General features: G+C 70.8%; 18 protein-coding genes. 17 read left to right on the top strand and 1 reads right to left on the bottom strand.

Features of this window, described 5'->3' with window-relative positions:
• Nucleotides 1–67 precede the first annotated feature (67 nt).
• Entirely contained in the window at nucleotides 68–1,702 is a 1,635-nt protein-coding gene (locus JYJ93_RS28730) for an invertase recombinase-like protein (protein ID WP_206797528.1), read from the bottom strand.
• Nucleotides 1,703–2,198: 496 nt separating this feature from the next.
• Here JYJ93_RS28730 and JYJ93_RS28725 point away from each other — a divergent pair, with 496 nt between their 5' ends.
• From JYJ93_RS28725 to JYJ93_RS28645, 17 genes are all read left to right on the top strand, one after another.
• On the top strand, nucleotides 2,199–2,573 hold the full coding sequence (locus tag JYJ93_RS28725) for a hypothetical protein (RefSeq protein ID WP_206797526.1): 375 nt from the start codon (nucleotides 2,199–2,201) through the stop codon (nucleotides 2,571–2,573).
• A gap of 24 nt (nucleotides 2,574–2,597) precedes the next feature.
• Nucleotides 2,598–4,175 carry a phage tail sheath C-terminal domain-containing protein gene (locus tag JYJ93_RS28720; protein WP_206797524.1) on the top strand — a complete coding sequence of 526 codons (1,578 nt, stop codon included), beginning with the start codon at nucleotides 2,598–2,600 and terminating at the stop codon, nucleotides 4,173–4,175.
• 15 nt (nucleotides 4,176–4,190) lie between these two features.
• Nucleotides 4,191–4,691 (top strand): phage tail protein, encoded by a 501-nt coding sequence (locus JYJ93_RS28715; protein WP_120564335.1) that lies wholly within the window; start codon nucleotides 4,191–4,193, stop codon nucleotides 4,689–4,691.
• A 226-nt stretch (nucleotides 4,692–4,917) separates the two neighbouring features.
• Nucleotides 4,918–5,571, top strand: a complete 654-nt coding sequence (locus JYJ93_RS28710) for a hypothetical protein (RefSeq protein ID WP_206797521.1) — start codon at nucleotides 4,918–4,920, stop codon at nucleotides 5,569–5,571.
• A 17-nt stretch (nucleotides 5,572–5,588) separates the two neighbouring features.
• Nucleotides 5,589–5,738 carry a hypothetical protein gene (locus JYJ93_RS28705; RefSeq protein ID WP_206797519.1) on the top strand — a complete coding sequence of 50 codons (150 nt, stop codon included), beginning with the start codon at nucleotides 5,589–5,591 and terminating at the stop codon, nucleotides 5,736–5,738.
• 1,185 nt (nucleotides 5,739–6,923) lie between these two features.
• Nucleotides 6,924–8,066: a Pvc16 family protein gene (locus JYJ93_RS28700; protein ID WP_206797517.1), complete on the top strand. Its 1,143-nt coding sequence runs from the start codon at nucleotides 6,924–6,926 to the stop codon at nucleotides 8,064–8,066.
• Nucleotides 8,063–10,093 carry an ATP-binding protein gene (locus tag JYJ93_RS28695; RefSeq protein WP_206797515.1) on the top strand — a complete coding sequence of 677 codons (2,031 nt, stop codon included), beginning with the start codon at nucleotides 8,063–8,065 and terminating at the stop codon, nucleotides 10,091–10,093. The genes JYJ93_RS28700 and JYJ93_RS28695 overlap by 4 nt, the downstream gene beginning before the upstream one ends.
• Nucleotides 10,090–10,362: a hypothetical protein gene (locus JYJ93_RS28690; RefSeq protein WP_206797513.1), complete on the top strand. Its 273-nt coding sequence runs from the start codon at nucleotides 10,090–10,092 to the stop codon at nucleotides 10,360–10,362. Before JYJ93_RS28695 ends, JYJ93_RS28690 begins: the two co-directional genes overlap by 4 nt.
• Nucleotides 10,359–11,030, top strand: a complete 672-nt coding sequence (locus tag JYJ93_RS28685) for a hypothetical protein (protein ID WP_206797511.1) — start codon at nucleotides 10,359–10,361, stop codon at nucleotides 11,028–11,030. The genes JYJ93_RS28690 and JYJ93_RS28685 overlap by 4 nt, the downstream gene beginning before the upstream one ends.
• Before the next feature lie 18 nt (nucleotides 11,031–11,048).
• Complete coding sequence (locus JYJ93_RS28680) at nucleotides 11,049–11,324, top strand: hypothetical protein (RefSeq protein WP_120564342.1); 276 nt, start codon at nucleotides 11,049–11,051, stop codon at nucleotides 11,322–11,324.
• 6 nt (nucleotides 11,325–11,330) lie between these two features.
• Nucleotides 11,331–12,476 (top strand): contractile injection system protein, VgrG/Pvc8 family, encoded by a 1,146-nt coding sequence (locus JYJ93_RS28675; RefSeq protein ID WP_206797509.1) that lies wholly within the window; start codon nucleotides 11,331–11,333, stop codon nucleotides 12,474–12,476.
• Nucleotides 12,473–13,156, top strand: a complete 684-nt coding sequence (locus JYJ93_RS28670; RefSeq protein WP_206797507.1) for a phage baseplate assembly protein V — start codon at nucleotides 12,473–12,475, stop codon at nucleotides 13,154–13,156. The genes JYJ93_RS28675 and JYJ93_RS28670 overlap by 4 nt, the downstream gene beginning before the upstream one ends.
• An 8-nt stretch (nucleotides 13,157–13,164) precedes the next feature.
• Nucleotides 13,165–13,644 carry a hypothetical protein gene (locus JYJ93_RS28665; RefSeq protein ID WP_206797505.1) on the top strand — a complete coding sequence of 160 codons (480 nt, stop codon included), beginning with the start codon at nucleotides 13,165–13,167 and terminating at the stop codon, nucleotides 13,642–13,644.
• 12 nt (nucleotides 13,645–13,656) lie between these two features.
• Nucleotides 13,657–14,025, top strand: a complete 369-nt coding sequence (locus tag JYJ93_RS28660) for a GPW/gp25 family protein (protein WP_120564344.1) — start codon at nucleotides 13,657–13,659, stop codon at nucleotides 14,023–14,025.
• On the top strand, nucleotides 14,022–16,460 hold the full coding sequence (locus tag JYJ93_RS40870) for a baseplate J/gp47 family protein (RefSeq protein ID WP_206797504.1): 2,439 nt from the start codon (nucleotides 14,022–14,024) through the stop codon (nucleotides 16,458–16,460). Before JYJ93_RS28660 ends, JYJ93_RS40870 begins: the two co-directional genes overlap by 4 nt.
• Nucleotides 16,457–18,985, top strand: a complete 2,529-nt coding sequence (locus tag JYJ93_RS40865) for a baseplate J/gp47 family protein (protein WP_206797494.1) — start codon at nucleotides 16,457–16,459, stop codon at nucleotides 18,983–18,985. The genes JYJ93_RS40870 and JYJ93_RS40865 overlap by 4 nt, the downstream gene beginning before the upstream one ends.
• Nucleotides 18,982–22,356: a hypothetical protein gene (locus tag JYJ93_RS28645; RefSeq protein ID WP_206797492.1), complete on the top strand. Its 3,375-nt coding sequence runs from the start codon at nucleotides 18,982–18,984 to the stop codon at nucleotides 22,354–22,356. The genes JYJ93_RS40865 and JYJ93_RS28645 overlap by 4 nt, the downstream gene beginning before the upstream one ends.
• Nucleotides 22,357–22,382: the final 26 nt, after the last annotated feature.

Genomic DNA, 22,382 nt, shown 5'->3' with positions numbered 1-22,382 from the left:
GACAGGTCCACCCGGGAAGCGATGCCGCATGACGCGGCATCGCCTCCGTTCCGTTTGACGTCAGCCGCTAGTCCTTCGTGCAGACGACGTCGTCGACCTGGAGGTGGTCGCGGTCGGCGACGCTGCGGCTGGGATAGAAGAACAGGCGCCAGTCGCGCACGTTGCCGGTGAAGCGGAAGAACACCGGCTGCCACTCGTCGCTGTCCACGGTGATGAAGTCCGTCTGCGGGCTCCAGCCGCCGCTGGAATAGCTGCGGTGGCGGATGCTGCCGTGGCCGCGCACCCGGTACGAGCAGGAGTAGTTGCCCACCGGCACGTTGAACTTCTCGGTCGTGAAGCGCTCCGCGACCTGGATGGGCACCACGAACTGCAGCGCCGCCGAGCCGCCGTGCACCGCGCTCGTGTAGCGCGCGAGGCGCGAGGGCTTGATCTCCGAACCCGGGTCCGTGATCCCGTTGTCCAGGCCGTACCAGTAATCCGGGACGTAGTTGTTCCCGTAGTAGGGGATGGCGCGCGTGCTCCAGTTCTCGAAGCCGCCGTTGCGGATGATGTTCGCGGCGTGGTCGGCCGCGACGCAGCGGCGGGTGGCCGGATCGCAGGCGGGCAGGGCGCCACGGCAGTCATACGTCGTGAAGCAGGCGCCTTCGGCCAGCTCGCACACGCCCGTGGTGGGGTTGCAGCTCGTCGCCGGGTTGTTGCACGTGACGCCGGCGCAAGGGTCGCCCTCGATGCAGAAGTGCGAGGCGGTGTCGCAGACCGGCGTCTCCGGGGTCCCCGCGCAATCCGCGTGGCGGACGCAGCGGTCCGCCGCGGTCACGCAGGTGTGGGTCGCGTCGCAGGCCTGCCACTCGCTGCAGTCCATGGCGTCCTCGCAGCGGCCGGAGAGCGGCTGGCAGGTCACGGTGGCGTTGTCGCAACGCGCCCAGTCCTCGCAGGTGACCGAATCGCACGGCTCGGGGGCCCGCACGCAGCGGACGTCGTCGATGAGCAGGTGATCGCCGCTGGTGTTCCGGACGCTGAAGATGAGCTCGAAGGTGTCGAAGACGGAGTTGGCCAGGTTGAAGTTGTAGTTCACCTGGGTCCACGTCCGGGTGTCGACGGAGGTGTAGCCCGAGTAGCTGGAGTAGTCGGTGCCGAACCAGCCATTGCGCACGTCACCGGTCCCCCGAGCCCGATAGGTGCACGCGTAGCGGCCCGCGGGCATGGACTTCGCCGCGGTGCTGAAGCGGCGGTGCGTGGACGAGGTGTTGATCAGCTGGGCCGCGTTCACACCCTCGAAAGCCTGCGTCGTGACCTTCTTCACCTCTTCGATGTTCGTCGTGCTCCCGAACCACAGCGCAGGAGTCGCACCGGACCATTCCTCGAAGCCCCCGTTGTCGATGACGTTCGCATCGGTGGTGCCTCCCCCGTCCGGGGTCCCGGAGCCCGCGTCGGTCGGCTCGGAGCCCGCGTCGGTCGGCTCGGTGCCCGAGTCAGGAGTCTCGGAGCCGGAGTCCGGCGTCTCCGTGCCGGAGTCCGGCGTCTCCGTGCCGGCGTCGGGCGTCTCGGTGCCTGCGTCCGGCACCGGATCTCCTGAGTCAGGCGTCTCGACGCCCGCGTCCGGCCGGGTCTGCCCGGCGTCGGGCGCCTCCGGGGAACTCGAATCGCCGCACGCGACGGCCAGCAACAGCAGCGAAGTCAGACACACTCGAAACAACGTCAACGCAGCCTCCGGTGAAGAACTGGATCTTTCGTACCACACTGTACAGGAGACCCATCACCCGCAGGGGCTCTCAGCGCGTTCCATTCCCGGGAATGGCCGGAAAACCCCCGAGGTAGGAATCCGCTGGGCCTCCGCGACCGCCGGACCGTGCCCCCGTCTCGCGCGAGCACGAAGACGCGGCTCATCAAAATGTATGTGATTGTTTTGGATGTCTTGGGGCCGTACCCCGAGTCAAGAACCCGCCAGGGAAGATCATCGTAGGATGTCATCAGTTTTGACGCACTGCGGGTGTGTGCTCGTGTGTCGCGTCAGCGCATACGTATTTTCCACGGGCGGTGAATGTGCGCACAGGTGTTTCGGAAGATATTTGTTCAAATGGCTGGACAAACATGGCGATGTTTTGTTTTTGATTATGCCATTGGGTTGGGGGGCACCATGCGAGCGCGCCAGGGGGGCGGCTCCGCCGTGACTTCCCTTTTGTTGGAGGAGAGCGGCCATGGCGAACGCGGTGTTCTCGTCGAGCGTGACCTACACACCCAGCGGAGGCGGTTCGCTCACCCAGGGGTTCCGTGTGGCTTTCCCGTATACGGCCTCCTCGGCCGGAACGGTGGATGTCGCCGCTGGATCCACGGCCGCGGTGGACATCGGCTTCGGATCCGTGAGCGAGGTCCTCGGCTTCGTCCTCCAGAACAACACCGACAAGGACATCGCCATCAAGGTGGGCACCACCGCCCTCTACAAGCTCGCGGCGGGGGGCGTCCTGATGCACTGGTCCCCGGTGAAGTCGGGCGCGTCCCTCAGCGGCGTGAGCGCGACCCCCGACACCCCCACCAACCCCGGGACGATCGAATACGTCGTCCTCGGGAACTGACCGTCTTCATCAACGAGGCCCACCATGCCGGCACGTCTGCATCCAGGTGTATACGTTGAAGAGGTTCCCAGCGGCGCACGAGCAATCGAGGCGGCGGGAACCTCGACGGCCATCTTCGTCGGTGACACCGAGCGAGGCCCGCTCACGCCCACCCGTATCAAGGGCGTCGCGGATTACGAGCGGCAGTTTGGCGGCTTCAAGCGCCACGCCGGTGTCGCGCCCGCGGCGAGCTCCGTGGTGCTGCGCTACGCGATCGACGCCTTCTTCCGCAATGGCGGCACGTCCGCGTACGTCCTGCGCGCCATCACGAACACCACCGTCTCCCCTGCGAAGACGGGGGCCCGGGCCAGCCTGGGCGTCGTGGCCTCCTCGCCCGGCGCGTGGTCGTCCAGCCTGGCGGTGGTGCTCGGCGACTCCAGCGACGGTGACGCCACCCGGTTCCGCCTCTTCGTGGTCTACACCTTCCCTGGCACCTCCGACGGCGTGATCGTCGAGCGCTGGGACCGGCTCTCCGCCACGCCCACGGATGAGAACTACGCGAAGGACGTCCTCCTGCGCAGTTCCTACATCCGCTGGCAGGACGGCCCGGTCGTGAAGCCGGCCGGTCCCGCGGATGTCGCGGGGGCGAGTCCGCTCGACACCGCCATCGTCGCGTCCGCCGCCAGCCACCTGCTGACGGGCGGTACCCAGGGCAACTCGGACTTCCCGAACGCGAACCTCCCGGGCCTGCTCTCCGCGCTCGACGAGGTCACGGACGCGAGCCTGCTCGTCGTCCCCGCCCAATTGGGCGAGGCGGACAACGACGTGGTGACGCGGACCCAGGCCGCGCTCGACTACGTGACGGGCCGTCCCCGGCAGGACCTCTTCTGCATCGCGGACATGCCCCGGTCGGCCAACAAGACGGCCACGGAGGCGGCGTCCGCCACGGTCGCGTACATCCGCAACGCCGTGCTCACCCCGACGAACTTCGGCGGCGTGTACTTCCCGTGGATCGAGATCAGCGATCCGGCGGGCGTCGGCCGGGACCCGACCCTCGTCATCGGGCCCAGCAGCTTCGTCGCCGGCATCTTCTCCCGCACGGACCAGCGCCGTGGCGTGTGGAAGGCCCCCGCGGGCCTGGAGGCGACGGTCCTCAACTCCCGGCGCCTCGACTACAACCTGCTCGACGCGCATCAGGACGACCTCAACCCGCTGGGCATCAACGGGCTGCGCGCCCAGCCCGGTGGCGGGAACGTCGTCTGGGGCGCTCGCACGATGCAGCCCGGGTCGGAGTGGCGCTACGTGCCCGTCCGGCGCACGGCCATCTTCCTGCGCACGAGCATCTACAACGGCATCCAGTGGGCGGTGTTCGAACCGAACGATGAGCCGCTCTGGGCGCAGCTCCGGCTCACCATCGGCGGGTTCATGGAGCAGCTCTTCCGCCAGGGGGCCTTCGCGGGCCGCACCACCCGGGAGGCGTTCTTCGTGAAGTGCGACGCGGAGACGACTCCGGAGGCGGATCAGATCGCGGGCATCGTCAACGTGTCCGTCGGTTTCGCGCCGCTCCGTCCAGCCGAGTTCGTCGTCGTCCGGCTCAGCCAGATCGTCAATCAGAAGGCGTAGCGAGGGCAAACGGCCATGGCACTCTTTTCTGTCAACAGCCACCGGAGCGACCCGTACAAGAACTTCAAGTTCCGCGTCCTCATCGACGGGCGCCCGGTCGCCGGGCTCTCCAAGATGAGCGCGCTCAAGAAGTCGACGGAGGCCGTCGAATGGCGTGAGGCCGGAGACCCGTCGATCGTCCGGAAGATGCCGGGACGCACGAAGTTCGAGCCCATCACCCTGGAAGCGGGGCTCACCCACGACACCACGTTCGAGGAGTGGGCCAACCTGGTGAACAACCTGGACGGCGCCGCGGCCATGTCGCTCGCGAAGTACCGCAAGGACATCGCCATCGAGGTGCTCAACCTCCAGAGCACGCCGGTCCTCCGGTTCAAGATCCGCCGCGCGTGGGTGAGCGAGTACCAGGCCACGCCGGAGATGGATGCGAACGCCAACGCGGTCGCCATCACCATGGTCAAGATCGAGCACGAAGGCTTCCAGCGGGACACCACGCTGACCGAGCCCGCCGAGACCTGATTCCTCCTCCTCCATCGGCCCACGGAGCTCCGAGATGGCCACAGAGCGGATCGAAAACCCGTTCGCCCGGCGACGGGCGCAGCCAGCTCCTGCCCCGAGGGAAGGGGAGGGCGCGCGCGAGGTCCGGCCACCGTCTCCGCCCGAGTCCGCGCTGGCGCGTCCCACGGCGCCTGCCCGTGGCGTGCACAAGCCGCGCACTCCGCGCTCTGAATCTCCTCTTCGGGCCATGACCGGCTACGAGGAGGAGGCCGTCGAGGCCCACCAGCGGGACCCCAACACCGCGGCGCTCTGCAATGAGATCGTGGCGCGGTGCTCGGTGGCGCCTGGCGCGGACTTCGAGGCGGCGTACGCGCACGTCCGGGAGCTGACGACCGTCGAGCGCGATGCCGCCCTCGTCCGGATCCGCCAGCTCTCCCTGGGGGACGTGGTCCACCTGGAGGTGGCCTGCCCCTCGTGCGGCCACAAGAACGAGATCGACTTCAAGCTGAGCCAGCTTCCCCTGCCTGAGGCGCCTGTCCCCACCGAGGTCGAAATCGAGTTGCCCGGTCACGTCCTTCCGGCGGAGTCCGCTGCACGCACGGCGCTCGCGAGGACCCCGACGGCGGGAGATCAGGAAGACCTGCTGTCCGCCGGCCTGGAGTCGGAGTCGGCGCGCCGCACGTTCCTCCTGGCGCGTGTGCTGGTCCGGTACGCGGGAGAAGAGGGGCCCTTCGACGAGTCGTTCGTACGAGCGTTGCCCATCGCCGCGCGCGCCGCGATCGAGCGGGCCATCGAGTCGGCGCTCCCGGACCTCGATCTCGGGATGGCGGTGCAGTGCTCGTCGTGTAGTGCCGGTTTCGAGAGTCCGTTCGACGTTGCGGCTTTTTTTTTGCCGAGCTGAGTGGGAGGGGGCGACGGATGTTGCATGACGTCCACAGGCTGGCCGCGCACTACCACTGGAGCGAGGACCAGATCCTCCGCCTGAAGCTCTCCCGGCGCGCCGCGTACCTCGCCCTCATCGAGGCCGAGGCCGACCAGCACCTGTTCGACGCGCTCGGGGAGGGGTAAGGCGCGATGGCGGCCCTGTCGCGGATCGTCCAGGGACCCTTGCGTGGCGCCGGAGAGGGCGCCACGGGCGAGGCCACGCCGCGTGCCGCGCCGATGAGCGTGCGCGCCACCGAGTCCGAGCGCGCGACGCCCGCCGTGGACGTCCCGGCCGGGCCGTTCATGCCCGCGCGGATGACGGCCTCCGTCCCGTCGGCGGAACCCGCGCCGGAGCGTCCCCATGTCGGCGCAGGGTCCGTGGCGGAACCGCCGGCCCCCGGCCGTCCCAACGGGGGCGAGCCGCCGCGTGCGAGCGCTCCCGTGCCTGCGGCGCCCGTTCCCGCCGCCACTCCTGCCCCCACGCCGAACCCGGCGGCGAAGGTCCCGGTCTCCGCCGCTCCTGTGGCCTCCGCCGTGGCCGCTCCGGCTCCCGTTCCGCCCGCGAGGCCGGTGGTCGCGGAGCGTCCTCGTCTTCCCGCCATGGCCGCGCCGCTCGTGCTGCGAGAGCGCGTGGTCGAGCGCCGCACCGAGCGCGTGGTGGACCGCGTCGTCGAGCAAAGGGTGGTCGTCACAGCGGCTGTTCCGCGCGAGCCGCTGGCCCCCGCGCCGGAGCGTCCCGTTGTGGAGTCCCCGCGCTGGGCGGCGCCGCCGCTTGCTCCACCCGCGCCTCCACAGCCTCGGAGCACACCCGGGCCCTCCTCGGGCAACGCGGACGAGCGGACGGCGAGGCCACCGCTGGCTGCTTCCCGGCCTCTCGAGGCCCCGTCCGCGCAGCGCCCTCCGCGACCATCGGCCCCTTCCGAGGACAGACCGGCTCGCGCGACGGCGCCCGCTCCCGCCGTGACGGTCCCCGTCGCGCAGCCGTCCGGCGTGGCACAGGTGAAGGCTGCTCCACCCCCGGCGCAACCCCAGCCGAAGGTGCCTTCCAGCAGCCCTGGGCCAGCCCTCGCGCCGAAGTCCGCGCAGCCTGCTCCGCCCTCGCCGCGCCCTCGCGCTGACGCCGCGAGCGTGCGCCCCGCACCCGTGCCGGCGCCGCAGCGCGCGCCCTCACCCGCGCGTCCCGCGCCGCCGAGCATCTCCATCTCGGTCGGCCGCATCGAAATCGTCGGCAGCCGTGCGCCGGCTCCACGGCCGGCCACGGTGCACGCGCCGCGCTCTCATCAGATCGAACCGGGGCTCCCGCTCGGTCCCTTCGGCGGGAGGTGGTAGGTGGCGACGTTCAACAACCTCTACCACGCGACCGAGGCCATCAAGCACGTCCTCGAGACGCGCATCACCCCGGCGCCGGGCAACGTGATCGCCGGTCCTCCGCCCGACACAGCCATCACCATCGAGGAGCTGCGGGTGTCGCTCCTCTGGGTCAACGAGCAAGCGGGACACAAGAACGACGGCTACATCCGCAACCCCGACGGCACGTCGTCACCGCCGCCCGCGTCGCTCTCCCTCTTCGTGCTGATCACCGGCTACGGTGAGGATCCCGAGACCAACTCCGCCGGTGCCCACCGCCTCATCGGTGAGGTGCTGCGGATCTTCCACTCGGAGCCGCACATCGAGCTGCCCATCCCGGCGCTCCCGAGCAACAGCGGCAGGGGCCGCATCTCGCTCGCGCTGGTGCCGCTCACGCCGGACCTGGTGGAGAAGCTCTTCTCTCCGCTGCAGATCAAGCACCGGCCCTTCCTCCTCTATGAGGTCGGCCCGGTGCAGCTCGTGAGCAAGCTCGCCGTGACGCCGGTGTCGCCAGTGGTCGCCCCGGGAGGCGTGGTCCTCACCGGGCCCTCCATCTCGACGCCGCCGCGAATCGGACGGCTTGTGCCGAACAGCCTCGCGGAAGGGGGCTCCCTGCGCATCGATGGGGCGTTCCCGACGTCCATCGACGCGGTCTGGATTGGCGCGAGGAAGTTCGTCGCCGGCGGCTTCGACGTCATCGAGCCGGGCCGCGCCATCGGGCTCAAGCTGCCCACGGCCGGACCGAACGCGGTTCCGCAAGGTGTCCACCGCATTTCGGTGATGAGCGGCAAGGTCGCTTCCGAGCCCGCGGACCTTCGCGTCGTGCCGGCGGGCACCTGGTCGGTCGATGGACCCAAGGTCCTCTCCGTGGCGAAGGGCGCGACCTTCAAGCTGGAGGGGCAGGGGCTCGCGCCCGCCACGCAGGTGTACCTCTGGCCGGACAGCGGCATCTTCGCGCCCACCGACGTGCACCGGATTGGCGGCCTCACCGTCACGCCCACCTCGGTGGAGTTCACCGTCCCCAGCCTGCCTTCCGGCGACTACCGGTTCTCGGTCGAACTCACCCTCGGGGCCTCGGTGCCGTTGCAGTTCACGCCGTTCGTGACCGTGGAGATCAAGGGATGAGGGACTCCGCGTCTCCTCCCGGGTCCGCGCTCGCGCTCGCGCGTGAGCTGGTGCTGCTCGGCGCGGAGGCCGCCGTGCGCGAGCGGGAGACCACCACGTTCGACGCGGCGGCGGGGTTCGCGCATGCGCCCGAGCGGTTCCGGGAGCTTGGCGAGCGGATGCGCGCGTGTCTGCTGCGGCAGGACCCCATGACGGCCCGCCTGCGTGGCCGGCTGGGGCTCTCCGAGGAGGGCACCTGGCTCGTCGTCCTCGCCGCCGCCGTCGAGGCCCACCCGGAATGCGCCGCGGCGGCGAGCATCCTCGCCGAGGACGAGCGCGTCCAACTGGTGACGCCGGCCGCGTTCGCCAGGCTCCTCGTGTCCTCGCAGGGCATCCCCTTCGAGCGCGCCCTGGCCGAGGCCATTGAAGGCGGCGCGGCGGAGCGCATGGGCCTGGTGGAGCGCATCGAGGCGGCCGTCCAGAAGCCGCTCGCGCAGGTGCCCGTGCGCCTTGCCCCCGCCGAGGCCCGGCGTCATCTGCTCGCGGACGTGCCCGACGTGGAGCCCACTCAGCTCGCCATCACGCGCGAGCCTCCCTCCCAGCGGTTGGGGCTGCGCAGGGCACTGGTCGAGGGTGCCCGCGCCATCCTCGATGAGGAGGGCGTCCTCTGCCTTCGCGCCGGGACGGCGCGCACGTCGCGCCAGCTGGGGCTCGACCTTGCCTCCGTGGCCGGTGAGACGGCCTTCCTCGTCGGGGGCGCGGACGAGCCGCCCGACGCGGCCGAGGTCATGCGCCTGCGCGGCGGCCTCCCGGTGGTGGACCTCCACGCCGCCTGCCAGTCGCGCCCCTTCCCCGAGCCGTGGATCCGGATGGTCTCACGGCACCTGCCTGCGGTGGTGCTCCTGGTGCCACACAACGCGTACACCGGCGCCTGGCCCACGGTGGATCTGCCGGAGCTGGACCTCGATGCGCGCCGCCGCGTGTTCGAGGCCGAGTTCGGCGAAGGACCCGTGGCCGCGGCGCTGGCCCTCCGCTTCCGCTCGAGCCTCGACGAGGTGCGTGCGGCCTCGCGCGCCGCCACCACGAAGCTGCGCCTCGCGGGCGGTGCATCCAATGGAGTCGACGCCATCGCGGCGGAGCTGTTGGCCCAGGGCGCGCGGAAGATGGGCCGGCTCGTCACGCACATCCCTTCGCGCGCGGTGTTCGACGACCTCGTCGTGCCGCCGCACCTGCGCGACACGCTCGTCGACATCGTGGGCTTCTACCGGGCGGCGCCCCGGGTGCGCGCGGAGATGGGTCTCTCGGGGGCGTCGCCGCTGGGCCGAGGCCTCTCGTGCCTGTTCTCGGGCAGCCCCGGCACGGGCAAGACGTTCGCCGCGCAGTGCCTCGCGAGTGCGCTCGGCCTCAACCTCTACCGCATCGACCTGAGCCAGGTCGTCTCCAAGTACATCGGCGAGACGGAGAAGGCGCTGTCGCGCGTGTTCGAGGAGGCCGAGGCCGGCCACGGCATCCTCCTCTTCGACGAGGCCGACGCGCTCTTCGGCAAGCGCAGCGAGGTGAAGGACGCGCACGACCGGTACGCCAACGTGGAGGTCGCGTACCTGCTCCAGCGCATGGAGTCCTTCGAGGGCATCAGCATCCTGACGACCAACCTGCGCAGCAACATGGACACCGCGTTCCTGCGCCGCCTCCGGTTCGTGCTGGAGTTCCCCATGCCGGATGCGTCCATGCGGACGTCGCTGTGGCAGCGCTCGCTTCCACCCGCCGCGCGCTGGGCACCCGGGCTGGACCTGCGCCCCTTCGTGGAGCGCTTCAGCCTGGCGGGCGGGAGCATCTACAACATCGGCGTGGCGGCGGCGCACCTCGCCGCGGCGGAGCCCGACGGCCTCGTGCGGATCGACCACCTGGTCCGCGCCACGTACCGGGAGCTGGAGAAGGTCGGGCTCGGGCGCTCGCGCGAGGACTTCGGACCGCTCGCCGTCCACCTGCCGGGCCACGCGCAGGAGCTGAACGGCAAGCCCGTCGTGTGGGCGAGGGGGCGCGCATGAGCGGCATCTCCGTCCGCATCGACACCATCTCCGTGCTGGGGCTCTCCGACGAGGCCCGGACGCAGGCCGTCCAGGCGACGGTGCAGGACGCCCTGCGCAGGCTCGCGGAGCGCCTCGCGAAGTCCCCGCTCGCGCGCTCCGGAGTGCAGGAGCTTGCCCTGGAGCGGCTGTCGCTCGACGCGATTCCCGCGGACGAGCTGCTCTCCGAGCGCGGCGCGGAGCGTCTGGCCGACGAACTGTATTCCGCCGTCCTGAGGAGGTTCCCGTGAGCGACCCTGTCAGCTACCTGCGAGGCGCATTCATCGCGTACGAGCCGGGCGGCTACCCGAACGGCGACAAGCGGGTGATTCCGTTCCGCTTCAACCCCGAGATCCTGACCCGGGTCTTCCAGGTCGAGCAGGGCAAGAGCGGCTCCGGCACCGAGGGCGCGGCGAAGGGCTCCGGCAAGGGAGAGCAGGGAGCCGACGCCGCCAGCGGCAACGTCAAGCAGACCCTCACCGTGCAGGTGCGCTTCGACTTCGACGACCGGCTCCAGAGCGCGGAGAACCTCCCCGCGGAGCTGGGCATCCTCCCGGAGGTCAGCGCGCTGGAGGGACTGCTCTTCCCTGCCGAGAGCCCGCAGGACCGGAGCTCCGATGGCAAGGAGCCCGTGAAGGCGCGCAAGCAGCGCCCGACGGTCCTGTTCGTGTGGGGCAAGAAGCGCGTGCTCCCCGTCCGCATCACCGGGATGAACGTCAACGAGACCCGCCACAACCGCGACCTCAATCCCATCCGCGCGGAGGTCGACGTGCAACTGGAGGTCCTGACCGACGCGGACGCCAAGGACAACAAGGCCGTGGCGGACGCGCTCGCCTTCACCGCGTCGAAGCGCTCGGAGATGGCGCGGCAGTTCCTGGATACGACGGCCGCGCAGGGGACCAACATCCTGCCGCTCTGACGCGAAAGGCGCTCACCCGTGATCGACAAGACGAGCCGATACGCGAAGACCCCCACGGACACCGCCACCGACGCCTCCGGAGAGGACGTCACCCTGCTGTCGCTCCGCGAGATTCCGGCGACGGGCGGTGTCTTCTTCCATGCGCCCGGCGAGGGGGAGCGGCTGGACAACCTGGCGCAGCAGTACTTCCGAGACCCGAAGAAGTTCTGGCGCATCTGCGACGCCTCCAGCGTCCTCGACCCGTTCGACGTGCTCGTCCCCGGACGGCCCGTCCTCATCCCGCCGAACCGCTGAGGAGCCATGCCGGATCCGCGCCTGCTCGTATCCATCGATGGGGAGCCGATCGAAGCCTCGGTGCTCGGTCTGCTCACCCGTATCGAGGTGCGCGAGAGCGACGCGGACCCGACCTTCCTCGCCCTGCGCTTCAACGCCACGCAGTCGCCCGAGGGTGAGTTCTCTCCGCTGGATGACGGCCTCTTCGAGCCGTCCGCGAAGGTGTCGGTGCAGATTGAACCGCCGGGCGGCAACTCCGTGCGGCTCTTCGAGGGCTTCGTCACGCACGTGCGCCCGCACTTCGAGTCCGTCGAGTCCAACAGCTACGTGGAGGTGCTCGCCATGGACGCGGCCGTGCTGCTCGCGGCCGAGGAGCGGGTGGAGGCCTATCCCGACGTCACCGACACCGAGGCCGCGGAGAAGGTCTTCTCCCGCTACCAGCTCGCCTTCTCTGGTGAGACGACCGGCACGCGCCACGAGGAGAAGAAGCAACTCCTCATGCAGCGCGGCACCGACTGGGAGCTGGTCCAGCGGCTCGCGCGGCGCAACGGCTTCGTCTGCTACCTGGAGCCCGACCCCCAGAGCGGCGCCATGACGGCGTACTTTCGGCCGCGCGCCCTCAAGGACACGCCCCAGCCCGACCTGACCATCCTGCGCGATGATCCCAACCTCAAGTGGCTGGACCTCCAGGCCACGATGAACGGACCCGCTCGCGTGAAGGGCGCGGCGATCGACCCCATTGGCAAGCGGGTCGTGCGCTCCGACGGCAGCCCCAAGCTGGATCCGCTGGGCGACGGACTGGTGGGCGACGCGCTGGAGAAGGGCTTGAAGCAGGCGGGGGCGACCGGCTCCGTCTCCCTGCTGCGCGACCCGTTCCCGGCGGAGACGGCCATCGCCGACGAGGGCTCGGCCGCCACCGACCGGGCGCTCTTCGCCGTCGAGGCGAGGGGAGAGGTGGACACGCCCCTGTACCGGGGACTCCTCCGCGCGCGCCGCCCCGTGCTCATCAAGGGCGTGGGGCGGATGTTCGCGGGCGTCTACTACGTGCGCGCGGTCCGGACGACCGTGGACGAAGGGGTGATCAGCCAGACTTTCGTCGCCGAGCGCAACGCGCTGGGCCTTTCCGGAAGAGAAGACTTCGGCCAGAGCGCCGAGGAGGTTCCGCCCCAATGAAGGTGGAAGACCTGCTGCGCACGTTCGAGGAGCGGTTTCTTCATCGCTTCTACGGAAAATACGAGGCCGTCGTCACCGACAACGCGGACCCGCTGGAGATTGGCCGCCTGCGCGCGAGGGTGCCCGCCGTCCTGGGCGAGGACGTCACGACGGGTTGGGCCCTGCCGTGCGCGCCCTACGGCGGCGGCAAGGACCGCGGCTTCCTGTTCACGCCCGAGGTCGGGGACACGGTGTGGATCGAGTTCGCGGCGGGCGACCCGAGCCGGCCCATCTGGACCGGCTGCTTCTGGGGCGCCCCGGAGAGCACTGGCCAGAGCGACGACCTGGGCACCGAGCAGGGCACGGAGGTGCCCACCTCCGAGGACACCAAGGCCGGTCCGATGAAGCACATCCTGCGGACCAAGGCGGGCCACCGCATCTTCATGGATGACGACGGAGAGGTCGTCGTGCTCGCCCACGGCGGCGACAAGGTCGAGCTGCGCCTGACCAAGAACGGCGAGCTGATCATCAAGGCCGACAAGATCAAGCTGGGCGACGGGGCGGAGCAGGCCGTCATCCTGGGCAACGACTTCATGCAGTTCTTCAACAGCCACACGCATCCCACCGGCGTCGGGCCGTCCGGGCCTCCGGCGCAGCCGATGCAGTCGAGCCACCTGTCGAAGAAGACCTTCACGGAATAGCCCTCCCCATGCCCCTCGTGTTCGACACGCTCAAGACCCAGCTCGAACAGACCTGGCTCGTCCCGGAGGGCGGCTCCTATCCGCAGGACGTGAACGCGTCCGCGGACCACTTCGCGACCGCGGTCTCCAGTTGGTTCGCGGCGGGGCAGGCGGCGGGGATCCCCTGCGCGACGGCGCTCGCGCGCAAGTCCCAGCTCGCGGCGGCGGCGGCGGGGGCGCTCGCCGCGCAGTCGGCGCAGGCCGCGGGCACCCTGTTGGCCATGGGCGTGGCGGCGTACATCGCGGGCCAGAGCTTCCCGCCCGGGACCGCGTCCTTCCCGACCGCGGCGAGCGCGGCGGTAACGCAGATGATCTCCGTGTTCTCCGACGTGGACGGGTCGGTGTCGCAGAAGGCGCAGCAGGTCGCCACGGCGTGCACGCTGCTCGCGTCCACTACCCTGGTCATCTTCCCCGTTCCCCCCGGCCCTCCGCCCGCGCCCATCACCTGAGGACGACCTCCCATGGCCGATCGCTTCCTCCAGCATCCATTCCGGTTCGGCGCCCAGGGCGGGGTCGCCGTCATCGATGACGCGGACAAGCACCTGCGCGACAAGATCCTCGCGGTCCTGTTCACCGCGCCGGGCGAGCGCGTGAACCGGCCGGACTTCGGCGTGGGCCTCAACCGCGCTGTCTTCGACGAGCTCAATGACCTGACGATTGGAGCGCTGGAGTTCCGCATCTCGCAGTCGCTCCGCCGTGACATCGGCGATGAAATCCTGGTGGACGGCGTGGACGTGGAGGCTTCGCCCGAGGACGGGGAGCTGTGGGTGAAGATCGCCTTCCGCCGCCGCACCGACCGCCTGCCTCGCAACCTGGAGGTGCGGCTGTGACGTCTCCGTGGCTGCAGTGGTCCGGCCGGCACGGGACCTCGCTGTTCCAGGGCATCGACTACCTGGAGCTGAAGCTGCTCCCCAACGAGCAGGCGCCCACGTCCGCGACGCTGGTCGTCCATCTCCAGAGGACCTGGGTCGCCCCCAAGTTCTCGGAGAAGAGCTTCGCCATCTCAGGCGGCCTGCGCATCACCGACCTGGGCTTCACCTACGTGGGCGAGGACAGCGCCCAGAAGACCGTCACGCTCGCGCTCTCCCAGGTCGGTGATGCGTCCGAGTACATGCTGACGCTCCTGTCCACCGGAGAGGGGCCGAATGGCCCGCAGGTCCATCCCTTCTTCGGAAGCGCGACGTTCGACTTCACGCTGAGCTGCGAGGGCGGCGACTGCCGGCCCCTCACGGAGCAGCCCCCCAGGGCGTTGCAGCCGCGTCCCGCGGTGGACCTGCTCACCAAGGACTTCTCCGGCTTCGTGCAGATGTTCGGCGACTGGGTGCGGGTGAAGAACCCGGCGTGGGCGGACCTCTCGCCCGCGGCCCTGGAGCGCGTGCTCGTGGAGTTGCTCGCGCACCACGGCGACCTGCTGAGCTACTACCAGGACCGCGTCGCCAACGAGGCGTTCGTCGACACGGCCAGCCAGCGCTACTCCCTGCGTCAGCACGCGGAGCTCCTCGGGACGCGCCTGTTCGACGGCACCGCGGCCGAGACGCTCCTCTGCTTCCAGGCCCAGAGCGACGGCTACCTGCCCGTAGGCATCGAGATCACCACCCCGGCAGGCGCGAGCGGCGCGGAGGTGGTGTTCTGGCTCACCGAGCGTTCGCGGGTCCTCGCCGCCCACAACGTGCTGCCGCTCGCCGCGTGGCCCGGGGCCGATGACGCCATCATCCCCGTGGGCGCGAGCGAGGTGCTCCTCTGGGGCACGGTCGAGAACCTCGCCGTGGGCCAGACGCTCGCGTTCGTGCAGGGCAACCATTTCGCCACGACGCCTCCGGACGCGCCCGTTCCTCCCGCACGGATCGTGACGATCACCGCCTTCCGCCACGAGCGGCTTCCGGGATGGACGGCCTCCGCGTCGGACGCCCCGCACACGAACGAGTCCGAAGTCACGGTCGTCGCGTTCGAGCCGCCGCTCACCACCGCGATGCGGCCGGCGTGGGGTGAGCCGGACGCGCTGCGGATCCACGGCAACCTGGGGCGTGCCCGGTTCGGCCGGTCCCGGCAGGACCGCTACGTCCGCTCGGAGGCCGCCTTCTCGCGCGACCGCCAGAGCTACGTGCTGGAGCGGCGGCCGGGGTTCTCGCACCTGTTGCTGCGCGCACTGCGGCTTTCGGAGACGCAGGTCGTGTTCGAGTCCACCGTCAGCGCGGCGGGGCTCACGGGCTCCTCGGTCCGGGTGGAGGTAACGATTGGCTCGGAGAAGTGGCAGCGGGTGGAGCACCTGCATGCCTCCCAGTCCTTCGACAGGCACTTCGTCGCGACCGCCGACGAGGACGGCTCGCTGTGGCTCGAGTTCGGTGACGGCAAGCAGGGGCGCGCCGTCGAAGTGTGGTCCGAGGACGCGCTGAGCCAGGCGCAGCAGCACAGCGAGCAGCTCCCCGGCGACATCGTGGTGGACTACCGCACGGGCGACGCGGTCGCGGGCAACGTGGGCGCCGGTGTCCTCACGCGCTTCGTGCCCGGCCAGTCCGCCGTGGCCGGCTTCCTGGGGCTGCGAGGGACGAACGTGCTCCCGGGCAGGGGAGGCCTGCGGGCCGAGACGCGAGAGGCCGTGCGCCTCCGCATCCCGGCGTCGCTCCGGCATGGCCCCGTCGAGCGCGCCGTCTCGCTCTCCGACTACGCCGTGGCCGCCGCCACCGTGAAGGGCGTGGGACGCGCGACCGCCAGGCTCCTGGGCGGGCCCTTCAACGCGGTGCTCGTCCTGGTGGATCCAGAGGGCCAGACCGGCTTGTCCGAGCCGCTCCGGCAGGCGGTGTTCGACCGCATCGATGCGCTGCGGATGACGGGGCGCGAGCACTTCGTGAGCGCCGCGGAGTACGTGCCCATCGACGTGCGCCTCGGCATCTGCGTCGAGCCAGGGACGCTGCCCTACCGCGTGCGCTCCGCGGTCCTCGCGGCGCTGCGGCCCGGCTCCAACGAGAAGCCGGGCTACTTCCACCCGGACCGGCTGAGCTTCAGCGAAGGGCTGGAGGTCGGTGAGTTGCTCGCGTTCGTGCAGCGCATCCCGGGCGTGCGGTCGGTCAAGGCGCTCCGCTTCCGCAAGCTCAAGGTGGTGTCCGCGAATGAGGTCGAGTCACGCATCACGCTCGCGCCGACCGAGGTCGTCCGCAACGACGGCGACGACGACATGCCGGACTACGGCAAGTTGAAGGTCCTCGTGGTCGGGCTCGACGCGGGCGTCACCGAGAAGGACTTCGTCATCGAGGAGGTCGCCCCGTGAGCCGCCCACCGCGCTTCCGCACCGCGTACTCCACCACGGGCGAGCCGCTCGCGGGCCGGACCGTGCTCGACTACCTGCCGGACGAGTTCGCGGACCTCCTCGACGAGCAGCGCACGCTGGCCTCGCACGAGCTGGGCTTCCCGCCCTCCACCGCGCAGGGTGACTTCGCCGGCACGCTGATGGAGCTCGCGGCGCTCCTCGGCCACACGCTGGGCGCCTACCAGGACCGGTACGCGAACGACGCCTTCCTGGGCACGGCGCTCACGGCGAAGGCGCTGGTGCGCCACGGGCGCCGCCTGGGCTACGAACCTGGACCGGGCCTGGCGGCCACCGGGTACGTGTTGCTGACCCTCAAGGACGGCGTGTCCGGCACGGTGCTCCGGGGCCTCGCGATGGGCTCGGCGGCCGTGGGCGAGAAGAAGGCGCAGGACTACGAGACGACCGAGGACCTGGCCGTCAGCGCGGCGTGGAGCGAGCTCCTTCCCTACGACGCGCTCGCGGTCCTGCCGCTCTCCGGCAAGTCGACGTTCGAGGTGGAGGGGACGGGGCTCGGCATTGAGCAGGGTGACTTCGTGGTCATCGAGCGGGGGACCACGCTCTCCGCCCACGAGGTGAGCGCGCCGCCCGTGGAGGAGAGGGGACGCACGCGGCTCACGGTGAAGCAGCCCCTCACCGGCAACGACAGCAGCTTCCCGGGCGCCATCGTCTGGGCGAAGCCCGCGCACGACCTCCATCTCTTCGGCTGGGACACACCGGCCTCGTCGTTCACGGAGACGGAGCTGCGGGGCGGGGCCCTGCCCACCAGCCCCGCGTCGTATCCAGCCCATGGCTACACCGTGACGCCCGCGAACGGCTCGAGCGAGGCGAACGACCTCTATCTCTCAGAGGAGCTCAAGAAGTCGGTCCTCGGCACGCCCGGAGTCCGCGTCACCAGCTCGGGGCCCTCGGCGCTCAGGATCACGTCGGAGGTGTCGAGGAACGTCACGTTCTCCAAGGTCCGCCACGTGGTCGTCCAGATCCCGAAGGACCCCACGAAGCCGAGCGGGGACCAGGTCACCGTGCTCGATGAGAAGCCCACCGTGAGCGTGGCGAGGACCGTGACCACCCTCCAGGCGACGGTGGGTGGCACGGCCCTGACAAGAAGTGGGCAGGACATCCGGACCAGCCGGTGGCTCGTCGGCTTCGGCGTGAAGACCGCCCTGGTCGCGACCGGGCCCAATCCGGCGGCCATCACCCAGCCTGGCGCCACGCCCGTCCGGCTCGACCGTCTGGTCGCGGACCTGGAGCCGGGACGGCTCGTCGCGCTGGGAGAGCGCACGGGCGGAGCGCGCTACGAGATCGTGCGCCTCACGTCAGTGGGGACGTGGGCGGATGGAAACAGCGCCGTCCGGACGCAGCTCACCTGGGAGCCCGTGGAGCCGCCCGTGGCGGGTGCTCCCTGGACGTCCGGGGCGCTTCGCATCCTGGGCAACGTCGCGCGCATCTCGCACGGGAAGACGGCGTCGGAGATGCTGGGCGGCTCGGATGGGAGCACGCCCTTCCTGCGCTTCGCGCTCAAGCAGAAGCCGCTCACTTACCTGCCCTCGCTGAACGGCGCGGAGCCCGAGCTGGAGATCCGCGTGGCGGATGTCCTGTGGCACCGCGTCGTGGACTTCGTGGCGTCGTCGCCCGAGGACCGGTGCTACCTCGTCCAGCGCGACGAGACCGGCACGGTCAGCGTGGTGTTCGGGGACGGCATCCAGGGCGCCATTCCTTCCTCCGGGAGGAACCACATCGTGGCGACGTACCGCATCGGCATCGGCCCGGATGGCGACGCGGACGCCTTCGCCGTGAGCCGGCTGAAGAAGGCGCATCCCCTGGTGGAGCGGCTGGCGAACCCCCTCGCGGTGAAGGGCGGCGTGGCCCCGGCCGAGCCTGAAGAGGTGCGCACGCAGGCGACGGGCTACATCCGGACGTTCGACCGCGCCGTCTCCGTGGAGGACCACAAGCAGCTCGCGTTGCAGTTCCCGGGCGTCGTGAAGGCGAGCGCGGAGTGGACGAAGCTCGCGGGCGGCGCGGAGGGCATCCGCGTGGTGGTCGCCGACGCGAAGGGCACGGCGGCGACCGCGACCCAGGTGAAGGACTTCCTCCAGGCCCGCCGTGACACCACGGTGCTGCTGGACGTGATGGGCCCGGAGCTCGTCGGGCTCAAGCTCAAGCTGACCGTGGAGAGCGACCCGGCGTACCTGCGCGAGAGTGTCGAGCGCGCGGTGCGTGACGCGCTCTGCGGCACGTCGAAGGAAGCGCCGGGCCTGTTCGCCTTCGAGGCCCGCGACCTGGGACAGCCCGCGTTCCTCAGCGAGCTCTACGAGCGCATCGAGCGCGCACCCGGCGTGACCTTCGTCCAGCTGCACCTGTTCGACACGCTCGAAGAGGTCGGCAAGGGCCAGCCCCCGCGGGTGGCCGACACCGTCATCGCGTGGCCGAACCAGATGCTGGTGCTCGCGCCCCAGGACATCGAAATCCTCTCTCCGGAGGCCCCATGAGCGGCGAAGGCGGCGACACCCCCACGCTCGACCCCGGCGTCCGTGGCCTGGTCACGGAGCTGCTCTATTCGCACCTGCCGGCGCTCTACCGCGTCGTCGACATGGCCGAGGGCACCCGCGAGCCCCAGAAGTCGCTCGCGCCCAGGGGCGTGGAGGAGCTCTACAAGTTCCTGCGCATCCTCGCGGCGCCCATCGCGCGGACGCGGCAGAACATCGAAGAGCTGCACGCGGACCTCTTCATCGACAAGAGCGCGGATTGGGTCCTCCCGTATCTCGCGGACATGATCGGGATGCGGCTCGTCTTCCCGGATGCCCCGTCCAACCGGCGCGACGTGCGCGGCACGGTGGGCTGGCGGCGCCGCAAGGGCACCCCCACCATGCTGGAGGAGATGGCGGGAGACCTCTCCGGCCAGCTGGCGGTGAGCCGCGAGGGATGGAAGCGGATCCTGCTCGCCCAGGACCTGAACCTCTACCGGCCCGAGCGGACCATCGCCGGGCTGGGAGCGGCGACGATCGCCGAACGCGCGGCGGGCCCGCTCGACACCGCGTTCCATGCCGTGGATCCGCGCCGCATCGGCCGGAACACCGGGCGCTACCACCCCAAGCACGTCGCGCACTGGCTGTACCCGACGAAGCTGGTCCCCGTCACGGAGGGAACGGCGAGGGACCGCACGCGCTACACCGGTGGCGGGGTGCCCGAGGTGGACTACCGGTTCGCCTTCAACCCCCTGGGCGACGACGTGCCCCTGCGGGTGCGGCGTGCCTCCGCCGACGACAAGCTCGCGGGAGACCGCGTGCCGCCCCTCCACTTCGCGGCGCGTCCGGGTGATTACTTCGACCAGGAGGGTGGCGGTGGCGCGCGCTTCACGGTCCGCTTCACGGGCCTGCCCGCCGCCGTCGCCAGTCCCTTGAAGGAGGCGCGGGCCTCCATCCGCCTGCCCGCGGAGCGAGCGCTCGCCGCGGACGTCTGTGACGTGTTGCTCCTGTCGCACGTGACGGAGCGGTTGTCGTCCCCGGTCCGGGTGGGGGTGATGGCCGTGCCGCTCACCGGCGCGGACGCCAACGTGCCGAACACCGCCGGGGCCGTGCTTCGCGGAGAGGTGCGCATCGAGGCGAGCGGTGGGACGTCATCCGTTGGCGTGGCCGCGCCCGTGGCGGGCCCGTATGCCGTGATGCTGCGGCTCGTGGCGGACGGGGGCGCGGGGTACTTCCCGGGCGCCGTCATCGAAATCGCCTGCCGCGCGCCCTCGGCCGCGATGCCGCCCGCGGATCCGCGCCTCGCCGCGATGGGGTTCCTCTCGGGCGCGCTCACCGTGGAGCTCCCCGCGACGTGGGTGGTGGGGGACCGGTGGCTGTTCGTCGCGGCGGACGGCAGCGTGTACGACGCCGGGATCCCACTGACCGTCACGTCCGAAGGGCCGCGGCTGCCCGGTGAAGCGCTGTCCGCCGGGCCGGGGCCGGCGTGGCCGCCCCTGCCGCTCACCTCCGAGCCCGAGCCGTGGCGGAGCATCCCCTCCGCGACCGCGCAAGGGCCGGTGGTGGTCCACGGTCCACGGGCGCTCAACGTCACCGGTGCGCCGGTGGTCGCGGGCAACGCCGTGGCGCTGCGGCTGGTGTTCGCGCTCCGGATCAGGAGCCAGATCAGCCCCTTCCTCCAGCTTGCGTGGACGGGGCCGGACGCCACGGCGGTCACTGTGTGGAAGGCCTTCAAGGCGGATGGCACCGACGTGACGACGGCGGCGGAGCTGCGGGCGGCCTGGAGCTTCTTCGCACAGGAGTCCGCCGCCTCGCGGGACGACGCCGAGCTCTGGCTCCGGTTGGAGTCCGACACGCAGCACATCCTCCTGCCGTCCTGCGAGGTGTCCTTCACGAGCGACCACGGCGAGGCGGTGCTCATCCATCTTCCGGCGCTCGAGACGAAGGTGCCGCCGCTCGCGGGCTGGTCTCCGTCACTCGCCTTCGCGAGCGAGGCCGTGTCGGTGAGGCTCGACGGCTCGACGGTCTGGGCCGGAAGCCTGCAGGTGGCGCGCTTCGCATGCGGGACCATCGCCCCCATTCGCGAGGCGAAGACGCTGCGCCGCCGACGGATCCGTCAGCGCACGCTGTGCTGGTGGAAGAACGAGGACCCGATGAGCCCCCAGCTCGGCCTCGCGACGCCCGCGGGCTGCCTGGACATCGATCCCGCGCACGGCCTGTTCTCCTTCGCGAAGACCGAACCCGCGGCGCCGTTCACCGTGGCGTCGGTGCATCCGGGAGCCGCCGGCTGGCCGCCGAGCCCGGTCACGGTCGACTACCTGGAAGGCTATTCATTCCACACCGGAGCCCGCCCCGACGCGCGCGAGCCGCTGCTCGCGGAGGAGCTGCCCGCGCCGACGCGGCTCGTGCTTCGCGGGGGCAGCCTGCACCGGGACGCGCCCCTCTCGTACCAGTCCCTCCCGCGCTACTCGACGCTCGGAGAGGCGCTCGCCGCCGTCGTCGCGGATGGCGTGAAGGCGGCGAAGCACGAGGTCATCCAGTTCGAGGACAGCGCGACGTACGCGGAGAGCGCGCTGGTCTGGCCGGCCAACGTGACGTCGCTGACCATCCAGGCGGCGGAGCTCCACCGGCCCGTGCTCCTGCTCGGCGCGGCGTGGGCGAGCGTCGCGCCCCCGACGTACGAGAAGCTGACGCTGCACGGGCTCGCCATCCGGCAGACCACCTATCCGGGGTCGCCGCCAGTGCCGGCCACGGTGGCCCTGGACCCGCCACCCGCCAGACAGGTCGAGGTGCGGTTCTGCTCCGCGTTGGCGCCCCACGACCTCTGGAGGTTCACGGCCGCGGAGGGCTCCGACACGGCGATCCACCTCTTCCGCTGCCTCGCGCCGAGGCTCCGGGTGAACGGGGCCGCCTCCGTCATGGTGGAGGAGAGCGTGATCGACGCGGCGGGCGGCCTGGCCGTCCAGGCCATCGACAGCGAGGTCCGCTTCGAGCGCTCGACGGTCGCGGCCCTTCGCGCGGACCTGGGCGGTGGAGCCTCGGTGGACGTGCGCGTCATCGAGGCGAGCGAGAGCCTCTTCACCGACGTGGCGCGGGCGCGTGACCGGTTCCACGGCTGCGTCCGCTACAGCCGCGTGGAGCCGGAGAGCCTGCTGCCACGCAGGCATCGCGTCACGGAGGACCTCCCTTTGTTCGTCACGCGCGACCGGACCGACGCCGCGCACCTCCGTCTGTCCGAGGCGTGCCCGAGGTCCATCACGCGCGGCGCGGAGGACGGTTCGGAGATGGGAGCGTTCCACGGCGCGCGGTTCGCGCAGCGGGGCGACGCGTTGCTCACGAGGTTGATCGAATACACCCCCGCGGGGCTCCAGACCGGGCTCCTGCGGATGGACTAGCGCGCCGGGCCACTGGGTTCGGCGAG

The sequence above is a fragment of the Corallococcus sp. NCSPR001 genome, from assembly GCF_017309135.1.
Classification (GTDB): domain Bacteria; phylum Myxococcota; class Myxococcia; order Myxococcales; family Myxococcaceae; genus Corallococcus.
Note: the sequence above shows the minus strand (reverse complement) of the source record. Positions and strands in the feature narration are given on the sequence as shown.